The sequence below is a fragment of the Rhodococcus sp. NPDC019050 genome, assembly GCF_055664235.1.
This window is the reverse complement of the sequence record NZ_JBVOON010000025.1, coordinates 27,223-44,773: the sequence shown is the minus strand read 5'-3', so window position 1 is coordinate 44,773 and position 17,551 is coordinate 27,223. Positions and strand designations below refer to the sequence as shown.

General features: G+C 67.9%; 12 protein-coding genes. 8 read left to right on the top strand and 4 right to left on the bottom strand.

The annotated features are described in order from the left end of the window. Positions 1-15: 15 nt before the first annotated feature. A complete protein-coding gene (locus tag AC0B44_RS20140) occupies positions 16-468 on the bottom strand; it encodes a hypothetical protein (RefSeq protein WP_471904542.1) in 453 nt (150 codons plus the stop codon). Positions 469-624: 156 nt separating this feature from the next. Here AC0B44_RS20140 and AC0B44_RS20135 point away from each other — a divergent pair, with 156 nt between their 5' ends. From AC0B44_RS20135 to AC0B44_RS20125, 3 genes are read left to right on the top strand one after another with little or no spacing between them, the layout of a single operon-like run. Beyond that, entirely contained in the window at positions 625-2,097 is a 1,473-nt protein-coding gene (locus AC0B44_RS20135) for a TIGR02677 family protein (RefSeq protein WP_471904551.1), read from the top strand. Next, positions 2,094-3,476 carry a TIGR02678 family protein gene (locus AC0B44_RS20130; protein WP_471904541.1) on the top strand — a complete coding sequence of 461 codons (1,383 nt, stop codon included), beginning with the start codon at positions 2,094-2,096 and terminating at the stop codon, positions 3,474-3,476. Before AC0B44_RS20135 ends, AC0B44_RS20130 begins: the two co-directional genes overlap by 4 nt. Beyond that, complete coding sequence (locus AC0B44_RS20125) at positions 3,469-7,632, top strand: TIGR02680 family protein (RefSeq protein ID WP_471904540.1); 4,164 nt, start codon at positions 3,469-3,471, stop codon at positions 7,630-7,632. Before AC0B44_RS20130 ends, AC0B44_RS20125 begins: the two co-directional genes overlap by 8 nt. 36 nt (positions 7,633-7,668) lie before the next feature. Here the strand turns inward: AC0B44_RS20125 and AC0B44_RS20120 are convergent, their stop codons facing one another. Together AC0B44_RS20120 and AC0B44_RS20115 are read right to left on the bottom strand one after the other, a co-directional pair. Further along, positions 7,669-8,145: a nitroreductase/quinone reductase family protein gene (locus AC0B44_RS20120; protein ID WP_471904539.1), complete on the bottom strand. Its 477-nt coding sequence runs from the start codon at positions 8,143-8,145 to the stop codon at positions 7,669-7,671. Then, positions 8,142-8,921, bottom strand: a complete 780-nt coding sequence (locus AC0B44_RS20115; RefSeq protein ID WP_471904538.1) for a glucose 1-dehydrogenase — start codon at positions 8,919-8,921, stop codon at positions 8,142-8,144. Before AC0B44_RS20115 ends, AC0B44_RS20120 begins: the two co-directional genes overlap by 4 nt. 141 nt (positions 8,922-9,062) lie before the next feature. Here AC0B44_RS20115 and AC0B44_RS20110 point away from each other — a divergent pair, with 141 nt between their 5' ends. The 3 genes from AC0B44_RS20110 (at position 9,063) to AC0B44_RS20100 (ending at position 13,888) form a co-directional block, all read left to right on the top strand. After that, positions 9,063-9,710 (top strand): TetR/AcrR family transcriptional regulator, encoded by a 648-nt coding sequence (locus AC0B44_RS20110; protein WP_471904537.1) that lies wholly within the window; start codon positions 9,063-9,065, stop codon positions 9,708-9,710. A gap of 366 nt (positions 9,711-10,076) precedes the next feature. Beyond that, positions 10,077-10,610, top strand: a complete 534-nt coding sequence (locus AC0B44_RS20105; RefSeq protein ID WP_471904536.1) for a hypothetical protein — start codon at positions 10,077-10,079, stop codon at positions 10,608-10,610. A gap of 260 nt (positions 10,611-10,870) precedes the next feature. Next, entirely contained in the window at positions 10,871-13,888 is a 3,018-nt protein-coding gene (locus AC0B44_RS20100) for a Tn3 family transposase (protein ID WP_471904535.1), read from the top strand. Between the two features lie 512 nt (positions 13,889-14,400). On the opposite strand, the gene AC0B44_RS20095 is transcribed toward AC0B44_RS20100, so the two are convergent. Next, positions 14,401-15,045, bottom strand: coding sequence for a class I SAM-dependent methyltransferase (locus AC0B44_RS20095; RefSeq protein WP_229564910.1), 645 nt, complete (start codon positions 15,043-15,045; stop codon positions 14,401-14,403). A gap of 254 nt (positions 15,046-15,299) precedes the next feature. Here AC0B44_RS20095 and AC0B44_RS20090 point away from each other — a divergent pair, with 254 nt between their 5' ends. Both AC0B44_RS20090 and AC0B44_RS20085 read left to right on the top strand, forming a co-directional pair. Next, complete coding sequence (locus tag AC0B44_RS20090) at positions 15,300-16,307, top strand: tyrosine-type recombinase/integrase (RefSeq protein ID WP_229564909.1); 1,008 nt, start codon at positions 15,300-15,302, stop codon at positions 16,305-16,307. Between the two features lie 206 nt (positions 16,308-16,513). Further along, a complete protein-coding gene (locus AC0B44_RS20085; RefSeq protein ID WP_435278534.1) occupies positions 16,514-17,395 on the top strand; it encodes a hypothetical protein in 882 nt (293 codons plus the stop codon). The last annotated feature ends 156 nt before the right edge of the window (positions 17,396-17,551 follow it).

Genomic DNA, 17,551 nt, shown 5'->3' with positions numbered 1-17,551 from the left:
CGCACGCCGGCGGGGTTACGGCATCGTGGTATCGGTGCGCGGCAGTTCGTCCGGGTAGCGGAAATTGCAGCCCAGTTCGTCGGCCGACGACATGTTTCCGCCGTCGCGGAACCAGGTGACGCAGGTGTCGGCGACGAGGCGAACATCGCGACTGAACAGATACCCGTCGGTGCAGTCTTCGAAGTGATCGTCGAAGTGCCACAGGTCCAGTGCCAGGCCCGCCGGTGAGTGGTCGGCCAGCATCAGGCGCGCAAGTTCCTTACGGGAGCGACGAATCATCAGCACGCCGTCTGCGAGCACATGGATCTGGGCGCACACCACATTGCCGGGTTCCTCGTCGGGGGACACATAGTCGCGCGGGCCGATCTCGAGGACGAATCCGGCGGGCCTGGCGGCGAGCGATCCGACCAGCCGTTCGGCCATTTCGTCCCACGTCGTGGCACCCGAACCGGTCCCGGGATCGGACATCACCCCTCCTACGGTTGCGCGTTGTGGCGGGACCCAGAGTAGAGAGGCGGGCCGACACGGACGACGGGTGATGCGGGTTCCGGTGGGCCGTCCGCCTACCCTGTCACGGTGAACGAAACAGGTCGGTCCGGCACCCGGACGGTCGAGGACCCGACGGTGCGGGACGACCGGTTCCGGTTGTTCGCCTTCGCGACCGCCGAGAAGCGCAGTGAGTATCTGTGGGTGCTGCGAGCGTTCGATCATGCCCGGGCCAACTACGTGGTGCTGCTGCACGCAGCCGACGTCGCCTCCGTGCTGGAACGGATCGGCGGCGACGATCCGGCGGCTGCTCTGACCTCGGCGCAGATCGCTCCTCTGCTCGAGCAGTTGCATTCCTGGGGGGTGCTCGAGCGCAGCTACGACGGCACCCGGGCGGCCACACTCGCGGAGTACCGCAACCGCCACTTCGTCTACCAGTTCGGGCAGGCCGGGTTTCAGGCGTTCCGCGCCGTCGAGGACGTGGTGACCGGGAGAGGTCAGGATGTCTCGCTCTCCCGGTTGGCCCTCGCGGACCTTCTCGCCGATCTCACCGAACTTGCCGAGGCCAACGAGTCCGGCGACGGCGAACTGGTCTACCGGAAACTGAATCGGCTCGACGCCACGCTGTCGGACATGGCCGAGCGCGCCGCCCGGTTCTATCTCGTGCTGGGCGAGATGGTGCGCACCACCGAGATCACTCCCGAGCTTTTTCTGACTCACAAGGACGCCCTGCTGTCCCACATGCGCGAGTTCAGTTCCGATCTCGCCCGGTATGCGCCGAAGCTCACCGCAGCGCTGGCCCGGGTCGAGGCGACCGGCGCCGAGCGGTTGCCCGCACTCGCGGCGGCGTACGACGAGCGGGTGCTGCTCTCCTTCGAGGAACGCGAAGCCGATTGGCGTCAACGCTGGCGCGGCGTCGAACACTGGTTCGCGGGGATGGGGTCGGCTCCCAGCGAATCGGAGCGGTTGCGCGAGGGCACGATGAACGCGATCGCGGCGGTGCTGGCGTTGCTGCGTCGGCTCACCGAGAACCGCCGAGGCGGAGTCAGCCGCGAATCACAGTTGCGGCACCTGGCGGGATGGTTCGCCGCCGCCCCCAGCGAGGAAGCCGCACACGCACTGTTCGGGGCCGTGTTCGATCTCGGCCGCCCCCGGCACTTCTCGATGCCCCACCCCGACGCCGACATCGTGCCGTCGAACCGGTCGTGGTGGGACGCACCGCCGGTGGAGATCTCGCGCACGCTCGCCGAGACCGGCCGGGCGCCGGCAGCGGGCGCACCGGGCCGGGTGCAGCGCAACGACTCCGCGGTCCGCCGGCTGCGGGAAGTGCAGCTCGACAACCAGCGTCGCCGTGCCGACGCGGCGCGGTCGCTCGCGTCGGGCGGGGTGCGGGAACGGGAACTTTCCGAGCCGGAAACCGAGGTGCTGCTCAGCCTGATCGACGCGGCGTTGTCGGCTCGCGTCCCGGTCGCCGGACGCGTACGCGGCGACGGATCGTCCGGCACACAGAACGGCGTGAAGCTGACGCTGCGGCCCAGTGCCGAATCGACGGTGGTGCGAACCGCACGCGGCCGGTTGTACCTCGACGGCCTCACGGTGGACGTGCAGTGAGAGCTCGCACCATCGCGCCGCTCGAACTCGATTCGTATCAACGCGCGGCGCGTCTGATCCTCACCCACCATCTGGTGACCTCGACGTTTCCGGACCCCAACGCCCTGCCGTTGCTGCGGCGCTGGGCCACCGAACTGCGCGACGACCTCCGCGAGATCCTCGGATACCGGCTCGAGGTCACCGAAACGACGGCCCGGTTGTTCACCGTCGCGGACCGGCTCGACCCGGGTGCCGGCACAGCCACCCACACCGACCGCCCCTTCGATCGGCGACGGTATGCCTACCTTGCGCTCGCCCTCGCCGCCCTCGGCCGGGCCGGCGGACAGATCAGCCTGTCGGAACTGGCCGACCACGTCGCCTCGGATGCGTCGCAGGTCGACGGGGTGGACCTCGTCACCGACCGCGCGGTGGACCGCGACGCCTTCGTCGACGCGGTGGCCTGGCTCGCGACACGCGGGGCCATCACCCTCGCCGACGGTGATGCGGGAGCGTGGGCGAGCGATCCCGAAAGCGGTGAAGCCCTGTACGACATCGACCGTTCGGTCGTCGCGGCGCTGTTCCGGCCTCCGCAGGCGCTCCAGCACCTGTACTCGGTGCGCGGCCTGCTCGCGGGACAGGACGGCGGCCCGGGTGCGTCCGACGGGCAGCGTGCCGAGTCGGCGCGACGGGTCCGCCGTGCGTTGATCCAGCGTCCCGTGGTGTACGCGGAAGCCCTCGACGACAGCGACGCACTGCAACTGGCGTTGCCGCGCACCACCGCCGACCTCGAAGTGCTCACCGGGCTGGTTGCCGAGCGGCGCGCCGAGGGAGTGGCTCTGGTGGACACCTCCGGCCGCTTGTCGGACCTGCGGTTCCCCGGCACCGGCACCGTCGCGCAGGTCGCGCTGTTGCTCGCCGGAGAGATCTGCGACCGGGTGCTCGACCCCGACCTGCCGCCCCCGGCCCGCCATCCGCTCCCCCGCGACGACCACGACACGCTCGTCGCGGCGGTGGATTCCGCTATTCCCCGGTCCGGAGTGTTCGCGACCTTGGCGAACACCGAACCGTCGGAGGGCCACCGGCCCGAGGTTCCGTCCGACGTGCGTGACCGGCCGGGGCATCCGATGGTCGAGGACGCGTGGCTGGCGAGCACCGTCGGCGGGCTCGTCGACACCTACGGGCGCACGTTCGCCGCCCAATGGCAGGCCGATCCACCGGGTCTCACGGATGCGGCGGTGGATCTGCTGGCCAAGCTCGGACTTCTCGCGCGGATTCCCGGCGGGGTGCTGGCATTACCCGCACTGGCACGGTTCCGGGGCGCCACGGTCAGTGTGCGCAAACGCGATCCGCAGATCGACCTGTTCCCGGACGAGACGAGTGAGACGGAGAGTCATGAGTAGCGCCCGTTTCCGGCCCACACGCGCCGGAATCATCAACCTGTGGGACTACCGGGATCAGGAGTTCTCGTTCGCGGACGGCCGTCTCGTGCTGCGGGGCCCCAACGGGTCGGGAAAGACCAAGGCTCTCGAGGTGCTGTTCCCGTTCGTGTTCGACGGACGCATCGAGCCGCGGCGGCTGAACCCGTTCGCCGGTGAGGAACGCACGATGCGATCGAACCTGCTGTATCAGGGGCAGGACAGCGCGTATTCGTATGTGTGGATGGAGTTCTGCCGCGGCCGGGCAGACGAACCGGAGGCGGTGACGGTCGGGGTCGGGATGCGCGCCACCCGGGGAACCGACAAGGTCACCCGCTGGTACTTCGTGGTCGACGGACGGGTGGGCGTCGACTTTTCGTTGCTCGACGCCGAGGATCGTCCGCTCACCCGCAAACTGCTGACCGAGCAGATCGGGGCCGAATCCGTCACCGACCGCGCCGTGGACTACCGGGCTGCGATCGATTCGCGCATGTTCGGGCTCGGTGCCCAGCGGTACGACCAGTTGATCAACCTGATCCTCACGCTGCGACGCCCCCAACTGGCGAAGAATCTCGATCCGAAGGGACTGTCCCAGGCCCTGACCGACGGGTTGCGCCCGCTCGACGATCAGCTACTGGTCGAGGCCGCCCGTTCGTTCTCCGACATGGAGGAGGTCGCACGGACCCTCGAGTCGCTGGCCGCGGCAGATGACGCTGCGCAGAGTTTCGTCGCGGTGTATTCGACGTACCTCCGGCAACAGGCACGCGCTGAAGTCGACCAAGTGGGGGCACGTCTGGCGACCGTGGAGGCCGCGGTGGAATCGCTGCGCTCGGCCACCGCCGACCGGGAAGGCTCTGCCGCCGAACGGACCCGCGCCGAGGAGATCCTCGCCGCGACCGAGCGAGAACTCGAGCAGGCTCGCGCGAATCTCGAAGCCCTCCAGCGGTCGAGCGCATACGAAGGCAAGCAGCAACTCGACGACCTCGCTCAGGCCGTGGCGAATCTCGAACGCACCACCGCGGTGCAGGCTGAACAGGCAGCGCGCGCCCACAGCACCGTCGCGCAGCGCGCCGACGACCTCGAGCATGCCGAGACCGCTCTCGCCGCGGCGGTGTCCGCGCGAACCCGATGCGAGAACGCACTGCAGGACGCCGCCGCAGACGCGGGCATCACCTGGCACGCAGCGGAGTACTCGGATCGCAGCGACCGACTCGTCGCCGCGCTCGAGGCGCACGCGGAAGAACGTGACGACGATGTGCGTGCGGTGCGCGCGGCCTTGGGCGGCCTGGACGGCGCAGCCGCCAACCGAACGCGAGCCGAAGCGGCGGCCACACGAAGTCGAGCCCAGCGCGAAGCGGCTGCCGCAGCAGTGCAAGCGGCGGAAACCGTGGTCGAACTGACCAGAGCGCAGACCACTGACGAGCTACGAAGCTGGTGGACCGGACACGCCGAACACTATGCCGAAGAGGGCCTTTCGTCGGATCTGCTCGACACGCTGGACACCGCGATCGCCACCGCCGGGCAGGACGACGCACCGACACCGGCCTCCGCTCTCGCACTGCACACTGCGCCGGCGGTCGAGGAACTCCGCTTCCGGCGACGCGCACTCACAGCCGAGATCGACGCGCTCGGCGCGCGGGTCGCCGAGTTCGAAGCCGAACGGGCGGAAGTGATTGCCGAACACGACGACGCTCCCCCGCCATTCCCCGCCCGGACAGGAAGCCGGGAATCGCTGCCGGGTGCGCCGCTGTGGCGGCTGGTGCGGTTCCGCGACGACGTCTCCGCCCAGGACGCAGCCGGCATCGAGGCGGCGCTCCAGGCAGCGAACCTGCTCGACGGCTGGGTCTGCGCCGGGGACGGCGAGTTACCGGCCGTCGACTCCGAACAGTTCCTCGTCGCGGTGCCCGTACAACACCGGCCGACGGGTCCGACACTGGCCGATGTGCTGGTGCCCGAACCCGACACCGAAGTCCCCGAGCGCGAGGTCGCCGAGGTACTCGAATCCATCGCTCTGACATCCGCACCGTCCGTCGACGTCGCGGTGTCCGTGGACACCTCAGGCGGCTTCCGTCAGGGCACGCAGGTGGGCAGACACACCAAGAGCCATGCCGAATTCATCGGCGCCACCGCCCGGGCACGTCGACGACGACTGCGGGTGGCTGAACTCGAACGTGCCGTCGAAGAAGCATATTCGACGGTGCAGTCACTGCGCGAGCAACATCGCAGCCTCGGCGACCGGTTGGACGGGCTCGAACGTGCAGCCGCCGCGCTGCCCCGCACCGGGGCGGTGCTCGCCGCGTTGCGGAAGGTCACCGAGTGCGCGGGCGCGCTACGCACGTCGACGGAGTCGGCGGCAGCCGCCGACCGAGACCTCGACCAGGCACTCGCCGAATTCGCCACCGGCCAGCAACACCTGAGGTCGACCGCCTCCCGGCACCGTGCGCCGTCCGAGGCGCGCGAACTCGACAGTCTCGACGCTGCAGTGCGGCATTTCCGCGCGCAGGGACAGGCCCTGCTGCGGGCCTTGCGGGAACACTCCACCACCGCCGAACGGGTCCGGGAGGCGCAGGCGCGGCTCGAGGAGGCACGCCGCACCGCTGAGGAAGCCGCCGAGCAATCCGCCATTTCCGAAGAATCGTTTGCCAATCAGCAGCAGAAGCTGGAAACCCTGCGGGACGCGCTCGGGGCCGGCGCGAACCAGATCGATGCGCAGCTCGAACAGGCTCGCGCCCGGATCGACGCGGCCAGGTCTGCTCACCGCACCGCCCGCAAGGCGTACGAGGCGGCGCTCGGGCGCATCGGCAAGTCGGAAGCCGCGCAGACCGCCGCCGAGGAGACATTGCGGTCGGCGCTGGTCGAATCCCGCGCCGACGCCGAGAAACTGGCACCCTTCGCGCGCCCCGACCTGCTGGCGTTGCTCGGGATCGAGCAACCGCACGCGTGGCCGGCAAGCCCCGCCGCGTGGTTGGAACCCGATCAGTTGCTGTACCTGATCCGGCAAGCGGAACCGGATTCCGTCATTCCCGTGTTGCCGACGGAGGTGGATGCGCTGTTCCGGTCGTTGACGACCGCCACGGCGAAGGTCTCCGCGAGCGAATCGGCGCGCAAATCGGCACGGACAGCACTCACCGTGGCGGTGCAGGAGTTCGACACCGAACTCGCGAGGACGCAGGAGTACCGGCTGCGGTGGGATGCACCCGACGGGCTGACCGTCGTTCAGGTGCAGGACGAACAAGGATTCTCGTCGGTCGGGCAGTTCGCGGTGCGCATTGCGCAGGCGCGGCGCGATCAGGAGTTGCTGCTCACCGACTCCGAACGGCGCATTCTCGAGGATGCGCTGCTGACGGGGCTCGCTCAGCAGATCCACGAACGCACCGTCGACGCCCGGGATCTGATCGCGCGGATGGGTGCCGAGATGCGGCAGCGGCACATGTCGTCGGGCAACACCATCGGAGTGCACTGGGTGCTCGCCGACCACCTGGACGATCAGGCGCGGGCGGTGTGCAAGTTGCTCGACCGCGATACTTCGGCATTGTCCGCGGAGGATCTTGCCGCGGTGCGGGCGCATTTCGCGTCCCGGATTCGCGCGGAGCGGGCGGCCCATCCGGAGCGTTCGTACCCGGAGATTCTTGCTGCCACCTTGGATTACCGGCGGTGGCGGGTCTTTTCGTTCAGCCTGATCGGGGCGGACGGCAGCGACGACAAGCTGACACCGGCGCGGCATTCGGCGTTGTCGGGTGGTGAGCAGTCGGTGTCGCTGCACCTGCCGTTGTTCGCGGCGGCGCACGTGATGCTGGATTCGGCCGATCCTCATGCGCCGCGCCTGCTCGCGCTCGACGAAGCGTTCGCCGGTGTCGACGACACGGGTCGCAGCGAATTGCTCGGTCTGTGTGTGCAGTTCGATCTGGATCTGTTCATGACGGGTTTCGACCTGTGGATCACGTATGCCGGCGTTCCCGGCTGCGCGCATTACGACCTGTCGCACTCGGTGGCCGAGCACACCGTTGCCGCGACATTGCTGGTGTGGTCCGGCGGCGAGTTGCTGGCCGAGCACGACGGCTCGGACCTTGCCACCGCCCTGGGGTCTCCGGGTACTCGGAAGGTGGCGCAAGAGGTGGAGGGCGCGCTCGAATTCGTCTAGGTGTGCCGGGCACGGACTATGCAGTGGGGCCCGCGCTCACGGCCGAGGGCGGAAACTGATCCGCATCAGCCGGCTGTCGGCCCAGTCTTCGAGCCGAGTCGGACGGATGGTGCCGGGGTCGTGGGGTTGATTGAGATCCGCGACGATCTCGACCAGCACTGCCTGACGTTCGGCTGAGTCGGTGACCGGCGTGGCCCGTGCGGGCAGATCTGCACGGATCCCGTTCTTCAGGTGGAACGTGAAGGCGGGATCGGCAAGAAGATTCGCATGCCAGTCGGTGGCAGCCCCACCGGCGCCAGTGCACAGGTACGTGTTGCCTGCGGCTCGGTAGAAGAAGATCTCGATGCGGCGTGGTCGGCCTGTGCGGCGCCCCAGGGTCGTGATGTCGATGGTCCGTTCGCTGGTGCCTGCGGCGGGCGTGATCTCGACGGCTCGGCGGATGTGGTCGGGCAGGTGCGACAAGGGCGAGTCCCGTACGGAGTCGTTCCATCCGCTGGAGTCCGGACTGTTCATGCGGCCTCGGCTCGAAGGGCGGGTCCGAGGAGAAGTCCACCGTCGATGACGTACTCGGACCCGGTGATGAACGACGCTTCTGCTGACGTGAGGAACAGGAGAAGCCGTGTGACGTCCGTCGGCTCCCCGAGTCGGGGGATGGCGAACGGTTCGGGTGAGTAGAAGTCGGCGATCGCCGCGGTGGCACCGGCTGCCGGTTCTCGGATGAAGGCGGTCGCGATAACGCCGGGGTGAATGGTGTTGACGCGGATGTGGTCTCGTCCGAGCTCGAGCGCTGCCGTTCGGGTGAGACCTCGTACGGCCCACTTGCTGACGACGTACGGCGCGTAGTGCGCCGTGCCGCCCAGGCTCATTGTCGAAGCGATGTTGACGATGGCTCCCCCTCCTGCGCGGCGCAGAGCGGGCGCGGCGACCTTGATGCCGAGGAAGGTCCCGGTGAGATTGATGTCGAGGATGCGTGACCATGTGGCCTGGTCCGTCTTCTCGATCGGCGCAGGCGGGTTCTGGACGCCCGCGTTGTTGACGAGCACGTTCAGGGCGCCGAAGGCGCTCTCGGCGGCCAGCACGGCCGCGGACCACGAGCTCTCGTCGGTGACGTCGAGGTGGGTGAAGAGAGCGCGGGTGCCGAGCTCGTCGGCGAGCGCGGCACCACGCTCGGCGTCGATCCCGCCGATCACCACGTTTGCTCCCTCCGCGTGAAAGGCGCGTACGTGGCTCGAGCCCTGGCCACCGGACCCACCGGTCACGAGCACAGTCTGGTTGTCGAAGCGGCGCATCGGATGTCCTTCGGTTCGTGGGCGATCGACCGGGATCTTCAGTGATGAAGGACGGCCAATAGTGAGTGGAGCGACTCACCACTGCCGACACTAGGTCGGGAGTAATGGTGAGTCAAGCGACTCACCTCGTAAGCTTCATCCATGAGTAGGGCTGCCACGACGACGTATCACCAGCGCATCGCCCAGGAGAAGCGCGAACTGATCCTGACGGCCGCGACTGCCCTGTTCCTGGAGTTGGGCTACGACCGGACGTCGTTGGCACGGATCGCAGAGCGCGCGGGCGTCTCGCGGGCGACCTTGTTCAAGCAGTTTCCGAGCAAGGCTGCCCTCTTCGACGCCATCGTCACCGAGTCCTGGTCCACCGCTGACAAAGAGGCAACTCCGCCGCCGGGCAACATCGTCGACGGACTGCGCACCATCGGGCGTCGCTACGCCGAGTTGTTGAGCCGCGCCCAGATGACCGACCTGTTCCGAATCGTCATTGCTGAGCTACCACGATTCCCCGAACTCGCCGATGCGCAGTTCTCGCAGGGCAAAATGCCCTACTTCGAGTCCGTGCGCGACTACCTGCAGACCGAGCACGAGGCGGGAACGGTGCGGGTCGAAGACGTGGACCTCGCAGCCACCCAGTTCCTGGGCATGATCTCCAACTACATATTCTGGCCGGCACTCCTGGTGCCCGACTGGAAGGTGAGCGACGAACGCGTCGCTCAGGTGGTTGACGAGGCCGTCCGCACCCTCGCCGCGCGGTATGCCGTGACCGAACCGGGGCCATCGACCAACGATTGAACCCCACCGACCGGTTACAGCGTCATCCGTGAACACCCGAGAGCAGTTGTGTCGCAATGCCTCCTTGCGTCGCGGGCCGGTCTGCCCACTTCGGTCCCGCGTCAGCAGCGTTCGTACCCACAGCATCTGGGCGCCTGCTGGTGACAGTGAGCGACGTCAGGGCGCCTAGCGCCGCGCAGTGATCGGAAAACTCGGCAACGGAATCGGCACGAAATTAGTTTTGCGAACAATAGAGAACCCGTGCGGAATTCCCCACTTCGAATACCGAAGCTAGCTAAGTACCTTAAGCGCTCTCCTCTCCAACGAAATCCCCGGCTATTTCCGTAATCGTGTAATGAACATCGAATACCCCACGATGATCGAGGTATGAAACCCGAACACGGATTCGTCTCCGCGGCAGTCACCGGACTTGTCGCGGTCGCCTTGTTCGTCGTCGCACCGGGTAGCGCCGGCGCCGCCGATGCCTGTCGACTCGGGGCCTCGAACACCGGACCACGGTCGTGCGCCACGACCGAATTCCGTTCTCCCCCAATGTTGACGGTCGGTGACGGAATCTGCGTCGGAATCCTCAACTCTGCCGGGGTAGCGTTCGACGGACCGCTCTACCAGTACAGCAGCTTTCCGGGTGCCACCCATTCCGTCGAACTCCGCGTGACGCAGGGTTTCTCACCACTGGGCGACTACGCACCGACCTTCCTTGCCTGTGACGTCACCGCGATCGTCGACTGGCACAACCTCGACACCGGGCAGCGAGGCACCCTCACCCGGTACATTCCTGCCGGCAGCGTAAGTTCCAGACCGGTGTTCATGCAGGTCGGGACGGGGCCTGGGCGAGTACAGCTCACCCTACGGACCGACCGCCCCAGCATTCCTGTGACGACAGAAGTATTCGTGCCCTGACGACGACGTCCCGCTGTCCGACTGCGCCGCCGGACGACTCCTCGACGGGCGCAGGCCGTCGCCGGGCGGTGTCCCCCCAATCGTGGCGGCATGAAGCACCGCGCCGCCCATTCCGGGGTTCCGGTAGTAACCGCCGAAAAATCAACGGATATGGCGTAGCCGCGGCTGATTGCTGGTGAGGGCCCGGTTCGGCCTGCGGTGGAGGCGGACTACTGGTTGGCTTGGCTCCCAACGTGGTTGGTTGATGGGAGGTCGGTTTCGTGGCGACGCGGGTGTTCGCGGATGAGGAGTTGGCGCGTCTGCGGGAGTTCCCGGAGATCGGCCGGGAGCAGCTGTTCCGGTTCTTCACGCTCTCGCCGGCGGATCTGGCGTTCGTCGATCCCGGCCGCGGTCGTGGTCCGGCTGATCGGCTCGGGATCGCGATCGCGTTGTGCACGTTGCCGTGGCTGGGATTCGTGCCCGATCGTGTGGTGACCGCCCCGCCGGTCGCGGTAGCGCGGCTGGCCGAGCAGCTGCGGCTCGACGGCACTGAGATCCGTTCCTACGGCCGCCGCGCCCAGACCCGCACCGACCATCTACGCCTGGTCGCTCAGTATCTGGGCTGGCGGGCGGCGGGTGCGCTCGAACTCAAGGAGCTCGACGAGTTCCTGCTCGCGCGGGCGATGGAACACGATTCCCCGACTCTGCTGTTCCGGTTGGGGTGTGAGTATCTGATCTCGGCGCGGGTGATCCGCCCAGGCCCGGTGAGCATGGTCGAACGCGTCGCCCACGCCCGCGAGCAGGCCCAGCGCGAGACCTACGACCGTCTGGCCCACGAGTTCACCCCGGCCCGCTGCGCCGAGTTGGACGCACTGCTGACCACCGATGCCTCGCTGGGGGTTTCGCGGTTGCGGTGGCTGTCGACCGGGCCGGTGGAGGCGTCCGCGGCTGCGGTGCGCGCCGAGGTCGACAAACTGGCGTTCCTGCGCGACCTGGGTGCCGACCGGCTCGATATGTCGGTGCTGCCCGCCGAACGACGCCGGTTCCTGGCCACGATGGGGCGCCGGTTGACCCCGCAGGCGTTGGAACGCCGGGATCCGCAGCGGCGGTATCCGATCCTGCTCACCGTGCTGGCGCAGTCCGGAACCGACGTGCTCGACGAGGTCGTGGCCTTGTTCGATCAGGCGATCTCGGCGAAGTTCGGTGCCGCCGAACGCCGGATGCAGCAGGAATTGGCCGAACGCGGCAAATCCGGAGAGGACCGCCAGGCCCTGCTGGACGACCTCCTGGCGATCGTGACCGATCCTGCGGTGGCCGATGAGGAGATCGGTGCGTTGATCCGCGGCGATGCGATCGGGTGGGAACGTCTGCGGGCGGCGATCGCGCAGGCCAAACCCCGGTTGCCGCGTGATCACGGGCACCTGGCCGCGCTGGACTCCTCCTACAATTACCTGCGTCAGTTCACCCCCGCGGTGCTGTCGACGGTGGAGTTCGCGGGCGGGACCGCGGCGACGGAGTTGTTGATCGCGGTCGCGATGCTGCGTGAACTCAACGCGACCGCGCGGCGGAAGGTGTTCGACGAGGCCCCGATCGGGTTCGTGCCCGCGAAGTGGCGCGGCTACCTCGACGCGGCGCGCAAGTCCGGCAGCGCTACCGCCTACCGGCACTACTGGGAGCTGTGCGTGCTGCTCGGGCTGCGCGACGGGCTGCGCAGCGGGGACGTGTACGTGCCCGGCTCACGCCGCTACGCCGACCCGGCCGCCTACCTGCTCACACCGCAGCGGTGGGAACCGCAGCGCGGCGAGTTCTGCCGTTTGGTCGGGCGGTCGGCCGATCCCGGCGTCGCCCTGGCCGCCGTCGTCGAAGAACTGCACACCGCGGTCGATGAACTCGAGACCGTGCTCGCCGAAGGTGAGGGGCCGGTACGCCTGGACGGCGAGTCCGGGGATCTGATCATCTCCCCGCTGACCGCCGAGGACGTTCCGGCCGAGGCGATCGCGCTCAAGGCCGAGCTGACCGAGATGCTGCCGTTCGCACCGATCGTGTCGTTGCTGATCGAGCTGGACAAACGCACCGGCTACCTGGACTGCTTCACCCACGCCGGCGGACAGGCCACCCGCACGCCGGAGTTGAAGCGCAACCTGATCGCGGTGCTGCTCGCGCACTCGACCAACCTCGGGTTGACCCGGATGGCCGAGGCCTGCGGCATCTCCTACGACATCTTGTCCTGGACCGACGAATGGTATGTGCGCGAGGAAACCCTGCGCGCGGCCAGCCTAGTACTCATCGACTACCACCAGCGGCTCCCGCTGACTCCGGTGTTCGGCACCGGGACCTTGTCGTCGAGCGACGGGCAGCGGTTCCCCACGCGCGGGAAATCCACCACCGCGCGGCCGATGAGCCGCTACTTCGCCGGTGAGGGCCTGTCGACCTACACCCATGTCACCGACACCCACGCCACCTACGGCACCAAGGTGATCGTGGCGACCAAACGCGAAGCCCACTACGTGCTCGACGAGATCCTGGGCAACGCCACCGATCTGCCGATCACCGAACACGCCACCGACACCCACGGGGTCACCCTGGTCAACTTCGGGTTGTTCGACCTGCTCGGGATGCAGCTGTCCCCACGCATCCGGGACCTGGGCCGCATCACCCTCTACCGGCCGGGCCCCCGCGCCGACGCCGAGGCCCGGTTCCCGCACGCGGGCCCGCTGATGACCCGCAAGGCCAACATCGATCTGATCGCCGAGCACTGGGACGACCTGCTCCGGTTGGCTGGCTCGCTGAAGTTCGGGCACGCCACCGCCTCCCTGCTCGTCGGCAAGCTCTCCGCCTCGGGCCGTCAGAACACCCTGGCCGCCGCGCTCAAGGAGTACGGGGCGCTGCGGCGCACCATCTACGCCGCGAAATACCTCTCCGATCCGGACTACCGGCGCAAGATCACCCGCCAGCTCAACAAGGGCGAATCCCTGCACGCACTACGCCGCGACCTGCTCTACGCACACGAGGGCACGATCCGCGCCCGCCAGCTCGCCGACCAGACCGAGCAAGCGTGGTGCCTGACCCTGGCCACCAACGCCGTGATCGCCTGGACCACCGAGTACTACGGCCTCGCGGTCGAGCAGATGCGCCGGGCCGGGCACCGCATCGACGACGAGGTCCTGGCCCACGTCAGCCCCGCGCACAGCGCCAACATCAACTTCTTCGGCGCGATCGAAGTCGACATCGAGGGCGAACTCGCCGCGCTCGGCCCGACGGGCTACCGGCCGCTGCGGGTGCGCGACACCCTGTTCTGACCGGTCCCGGCGTTACCCCAGGGCCCGGTTCGTGTGCTCGTGGTCGAGCCATTCGGTGGTCCTCATGTCCGGGATCAGGTCCGCGCAGGATCGTCCGTCCTGGGTCCAGTCGTGGTCCCAGGCCCGTGAGTGGTGCGGTCCGGCGATGTAGCCGAAGGAGTAGGGGCGCCCTCGACTCCGATCCGCAGCTTGTCGGCGGTGATGCCCGCCCACTGGCGTCCGGTGTGCCGGCTGATCACCCGCCGTGCCCGGCCGGTCCAGACGTGCAGGGCGTATTTCGGGCTCGCTGTGGGTGACGCCGGGATTCCATGCCGGCTCCTGGGTCGACTGCGCGGGCGGGGCGTCTGGTCGGCAGGTGACCGCGGCGCCGAAGGCGCGGCGCGTCAGTGGGGGCGATGCGGTTCGGCGTCGCGTTGGTCGGTGACATGCGTACTCCAGGTCCACGCTTCCCGCCGGGCGGTGTACGTCGGGGACCTCGCGGTTCCGAATGGCGAGCCCGACATATGCAGAAGTTAGGACTTACTGCGTGCGAAGAGAATCGCTTGCTGAGCTTTCGCATCCGGGTCGAGCAGCATCTGGGCCTCGACCACGAATCCGGCATCGTGCAGCCACGATGCCACCTGGTTCGGCTGCCGGCGGTGGACATGGACCTTCATCGGGTGACCGCCGTAGCCCTCTGTCTTCAACAGCGACTCGCCGCCGACGTGAAACAGGAGTTGCAACGGTCCGCCGGGACGCAGTGCTTGGTGGAAGCGCCCGAATACAGTCGGCACCTCGTCGTCTGGGATGTGGATCAAAGACTGCCAGGCGAGCAGGCCGGCCACCGAAGCGACGGGCAGGTTCAGTTCCGTCATCGAGCCCACCTCGAACCGCAGGTCGGGGTGGTCGCGTCGGGCCACGTCGATCATCGCCGGGGAGAGGTCGATACCGAAGGCGTCGACACCGAGCTCATGCAGGTGGGCGGTGACTTCACCGGGGCCGCAGCCGACGTCCGCGACCGGTCCGCCGCCAGCGGTCCGCACGCTGTCGGCGAACAATGCCAGAGCCGCGCGAAGGTACTGGTGTCCGGCGAGGGCGCCGCGCACTTGGTCGGCATAGCTGACCGCAACCGTGTCATAAGAGGTTCGGGTGTCGGCCAACCAATCATCCGTGGTCATGACCGGCACGATATTCCATGATCGCGGCGGACTCGGCGCTACCCGGGAACGGCGAAGGTGCCTCCACCCGGTCGGGTGGAGGCACCGGAACGGCGGTACGCGTCTGGCCGTGACCGCTCAACGATAGCAGTGATACCCCGGATAATGGTCTGTTATCCGGGGTAACTTGAGAGGCGACCTGCGGCGGACCCGCTCCGGGGTGCACACGAAGCGACCCCGTTATCCGGGGCTATAGTACTGAAGAGGGGAATCCGATGGCCGCGAGAGTGACCCGGCTGCGTACCGCCCCGCCGGCGCGCACCCTGCGCACCGCCGCCGAGGCGTTCCTCGACACGATCGGCTCGGCGAACACCCGCCGCGCCTACGGCATCGCCGTCGTCAAGACCGTCGACCAGCTCGACGCCCGCCACGACGGACTCACCGCCGCCAGCCGCGCCCTGGACTCGGTCACCGACACCGAAGTCGGCGCCGCACTGGAAACCCTCTGGGGCACCGCCGCGGTGAACACCTGGAACGCGCGCCGCGCCGCAGTCGCCAGATGGCTGTCCTGGTGCGCCGAGCAGGGCTGGACCGCGCCGAGCGTCCCGGCCTCGGCCGCGCGGTCCACTCCGCCGGACTCCGACACCCCCGTCCGCTCGCGTACCGCGATCGACCGGCTCATCGCCCGCCGCGAGATCCACCTGCGGGAGAAGACGCTGTGGCGGATGCTGTACGAAACCTGTGCCCGTGCCGAGGAACTGCTCCAGCTCAACGTCGAAGACCTCGACCTCGCAGGGCGGTGCGCGGCGGTGAAGTCCAAGGGCGCCAAACCCCGTACCCGCCGCCGCGGCGCCGCCCACCACGAACACGTCCTCGAGAACGTGTACTGGGACGCGGGCACCGCCCGCCTGCTGCCCCGGCTCATCCGCGACCGCACCCGCGGACCTGTTTTCGTGACCCACCGCCGGCCGGGGCCCGGCAAGTACCTCGCCGACCGCGACGTTTGTCCCAACACCGGCCTGGCCCGGCTGTCCTACGACCAGGCCCGCGACCTGCTCGACGCCGCCACCGCCGTCGATGGACCCCGGACCGGCTGGGACCTGCACGAACTGCGCCACTCCGGCCTGACCCACCTCGGGGAATCCGGGGCCAGCCTGCTGGAACTGATGGCCAAGTCCCGCCACCGCAAAGCCGAGAACCTGCGCCGATACTTCAAACCGTCCCCACAGGCGATGCGCGAGCTGACCTCGATCTTGGGCCCGGGAGCCGAACGCCGACGCTGACCAGCAGCTACGTCATATCCGTTGATTTTTCGGCGGTTACTACCGGAACCCCCACCTACGTGGGTGTCGATTCAGCAGGCAACGCGATATCTGCGGGAGGTAAGATCCATCTCTTCGCCTGATGCGGAGTCCCCAGGAGCAAATGCTCGTGACGAATTATCACCCGTGGGTCTCGTCATTCGGTCGACGCTGTCGGAACCGAAGCCATGTCTGAGCGTGATCCGATTCCCGTCGGTGATGACGGAATCGACGTGCATGCGATCCTCGACGGCCGTCTCAGTCCCCCCACACACGGGTATGCGGTCGAGGTCGCGGGCCGGCCGGTGACCGTGTGGGTGGACTACCGGTTCGTCGACGACGACGGAACCTTCATCCCCGCACACAGAAACCGCATGGTGCGGTTCCACATCTTCGGCACCGCACTGCGGCCCCTCGAGGCCGTTCATGTGGTTCGGTCCACGGCACCGGTGAGTCTCGGACCGCTCTACCTCTATGCCCCCGATCGCGACCGTGCTGATCGGCGTTTCGAGGTGGCAGTGTTCTTCTCGGCCGAAAACACGCAGATCGACGCTCCACCGGACTTCGACTGGCAGAAGCGGGCCAGCCACCACCCGGGCAGTTACATCGTGTACCGGAGCACGGTCGAGTCGGACCGTCTCGTCGAGGAGTACCGCTCGCTCAACAACCGGTTCTATCAGCCGCACATGGATCACCGCGGCACCTACTGGGATCTTCGCCTCCAGCCGCCACCGGAGGATTCCGGGCTCGGGGCCTCGTTCGCCGCAGCCCAGGCCGCATTGTCCAGGAAAGGGGTGATCCGCGATGATCTCCGTCCACTTGCGCTCGAATGGGTCCGCGAGACCACCGTCGCGTTCACCTTCCTCCGGACCCGGTTCCGTCGCTGCTACCGTCTCGAGATGCAGTTCCCCACCGACGAGCAGATGCGCGTCGGCCGGTTCTTTCTTCCGGGCGGCATGATGGATATTCGGGAGCCGAACCAGTTCGCTGCCGGGCTGGTGTCGATGCTGTTCGAACGTGCTGCCGCATCGCCGGCCCTGGGTGGGAGCGAGTGCGTCTGCCCCCTCTGACCGACATCGGAGCGTATCTACGGGTGGCTCACCACGGAGCATTCTGAGGCGTGCAGCATCCAGTCAGTCGCGGGCCAAGCCGGCTACCTTCTTACGCAAAGCACCCGCATCACGGTCATCAACAGATCAAACAGCGTCACTCGAAGCGACGGTCCT

Coding starts and splice junctions, on each gene's coding strand:
- AC0B44_RS20140 (WP_471904542.1), bottom strand. CDS start 468: ATGTCCGATCCCGGGACCGGTTCGGGTGCCACGACGTGGGACGAAATG.
- AC0B44_RS20125 (WP_471904540.1), top strand. CDS start 3,469: ATGAGTAGCGCCCGTTTCCGGCCCACACGCGCCGGAATCATCAACCTG.
- AC0B44_RS20120 (WP_471904539.1), bottom strand. CDS start 8,145: ATGAACAGTCCGGACTCCAGCGGATGGAACGACTCCGTACGGGACTCG.
- AC0B44_RS20115 (WP_471904538.1), bottom strand. CDS start 8,921: ATGCGCCGCTTCGACAACCAGACTGTGCTCGTGACCGGTGGGTCCGGT.
- AC0B44_RS20110 (WP_471904537.1), top strand. CDS start 9,063: ATGAGTAGGGCTGCCACGACGACGTATCACCAGCGCATCGCCCAGGAG.
- AC0B44_RS20105 (WP_471904536.1), top strand. CDS start 10,077: ATGAAACCCGAACACGGATTCGTCTCCGCGGCAGTCACCGGACTTGTC.
- AC0B44_RS20095 (WP_229564910.1), bottom strand. CDS start 15,045: ATGACCACGGATGATTGGTTGGCCGACACCCGAACCTCTTATGACACG.
- AC0B44_RS20090 (WP_229564909.1), top strand. CDS start 15,300: ATGGCCGCGAGAGTGACCCGGCTGCGTACCGCCCCGCCGGCGCGCACC.
- AC0B44_RS20085 (WP_435278534.1), top strand. CDS start 16,514: ATGTCTGAGCGTGATCCGATTCCCGTCGGTGATGACGGAATCGACGTG.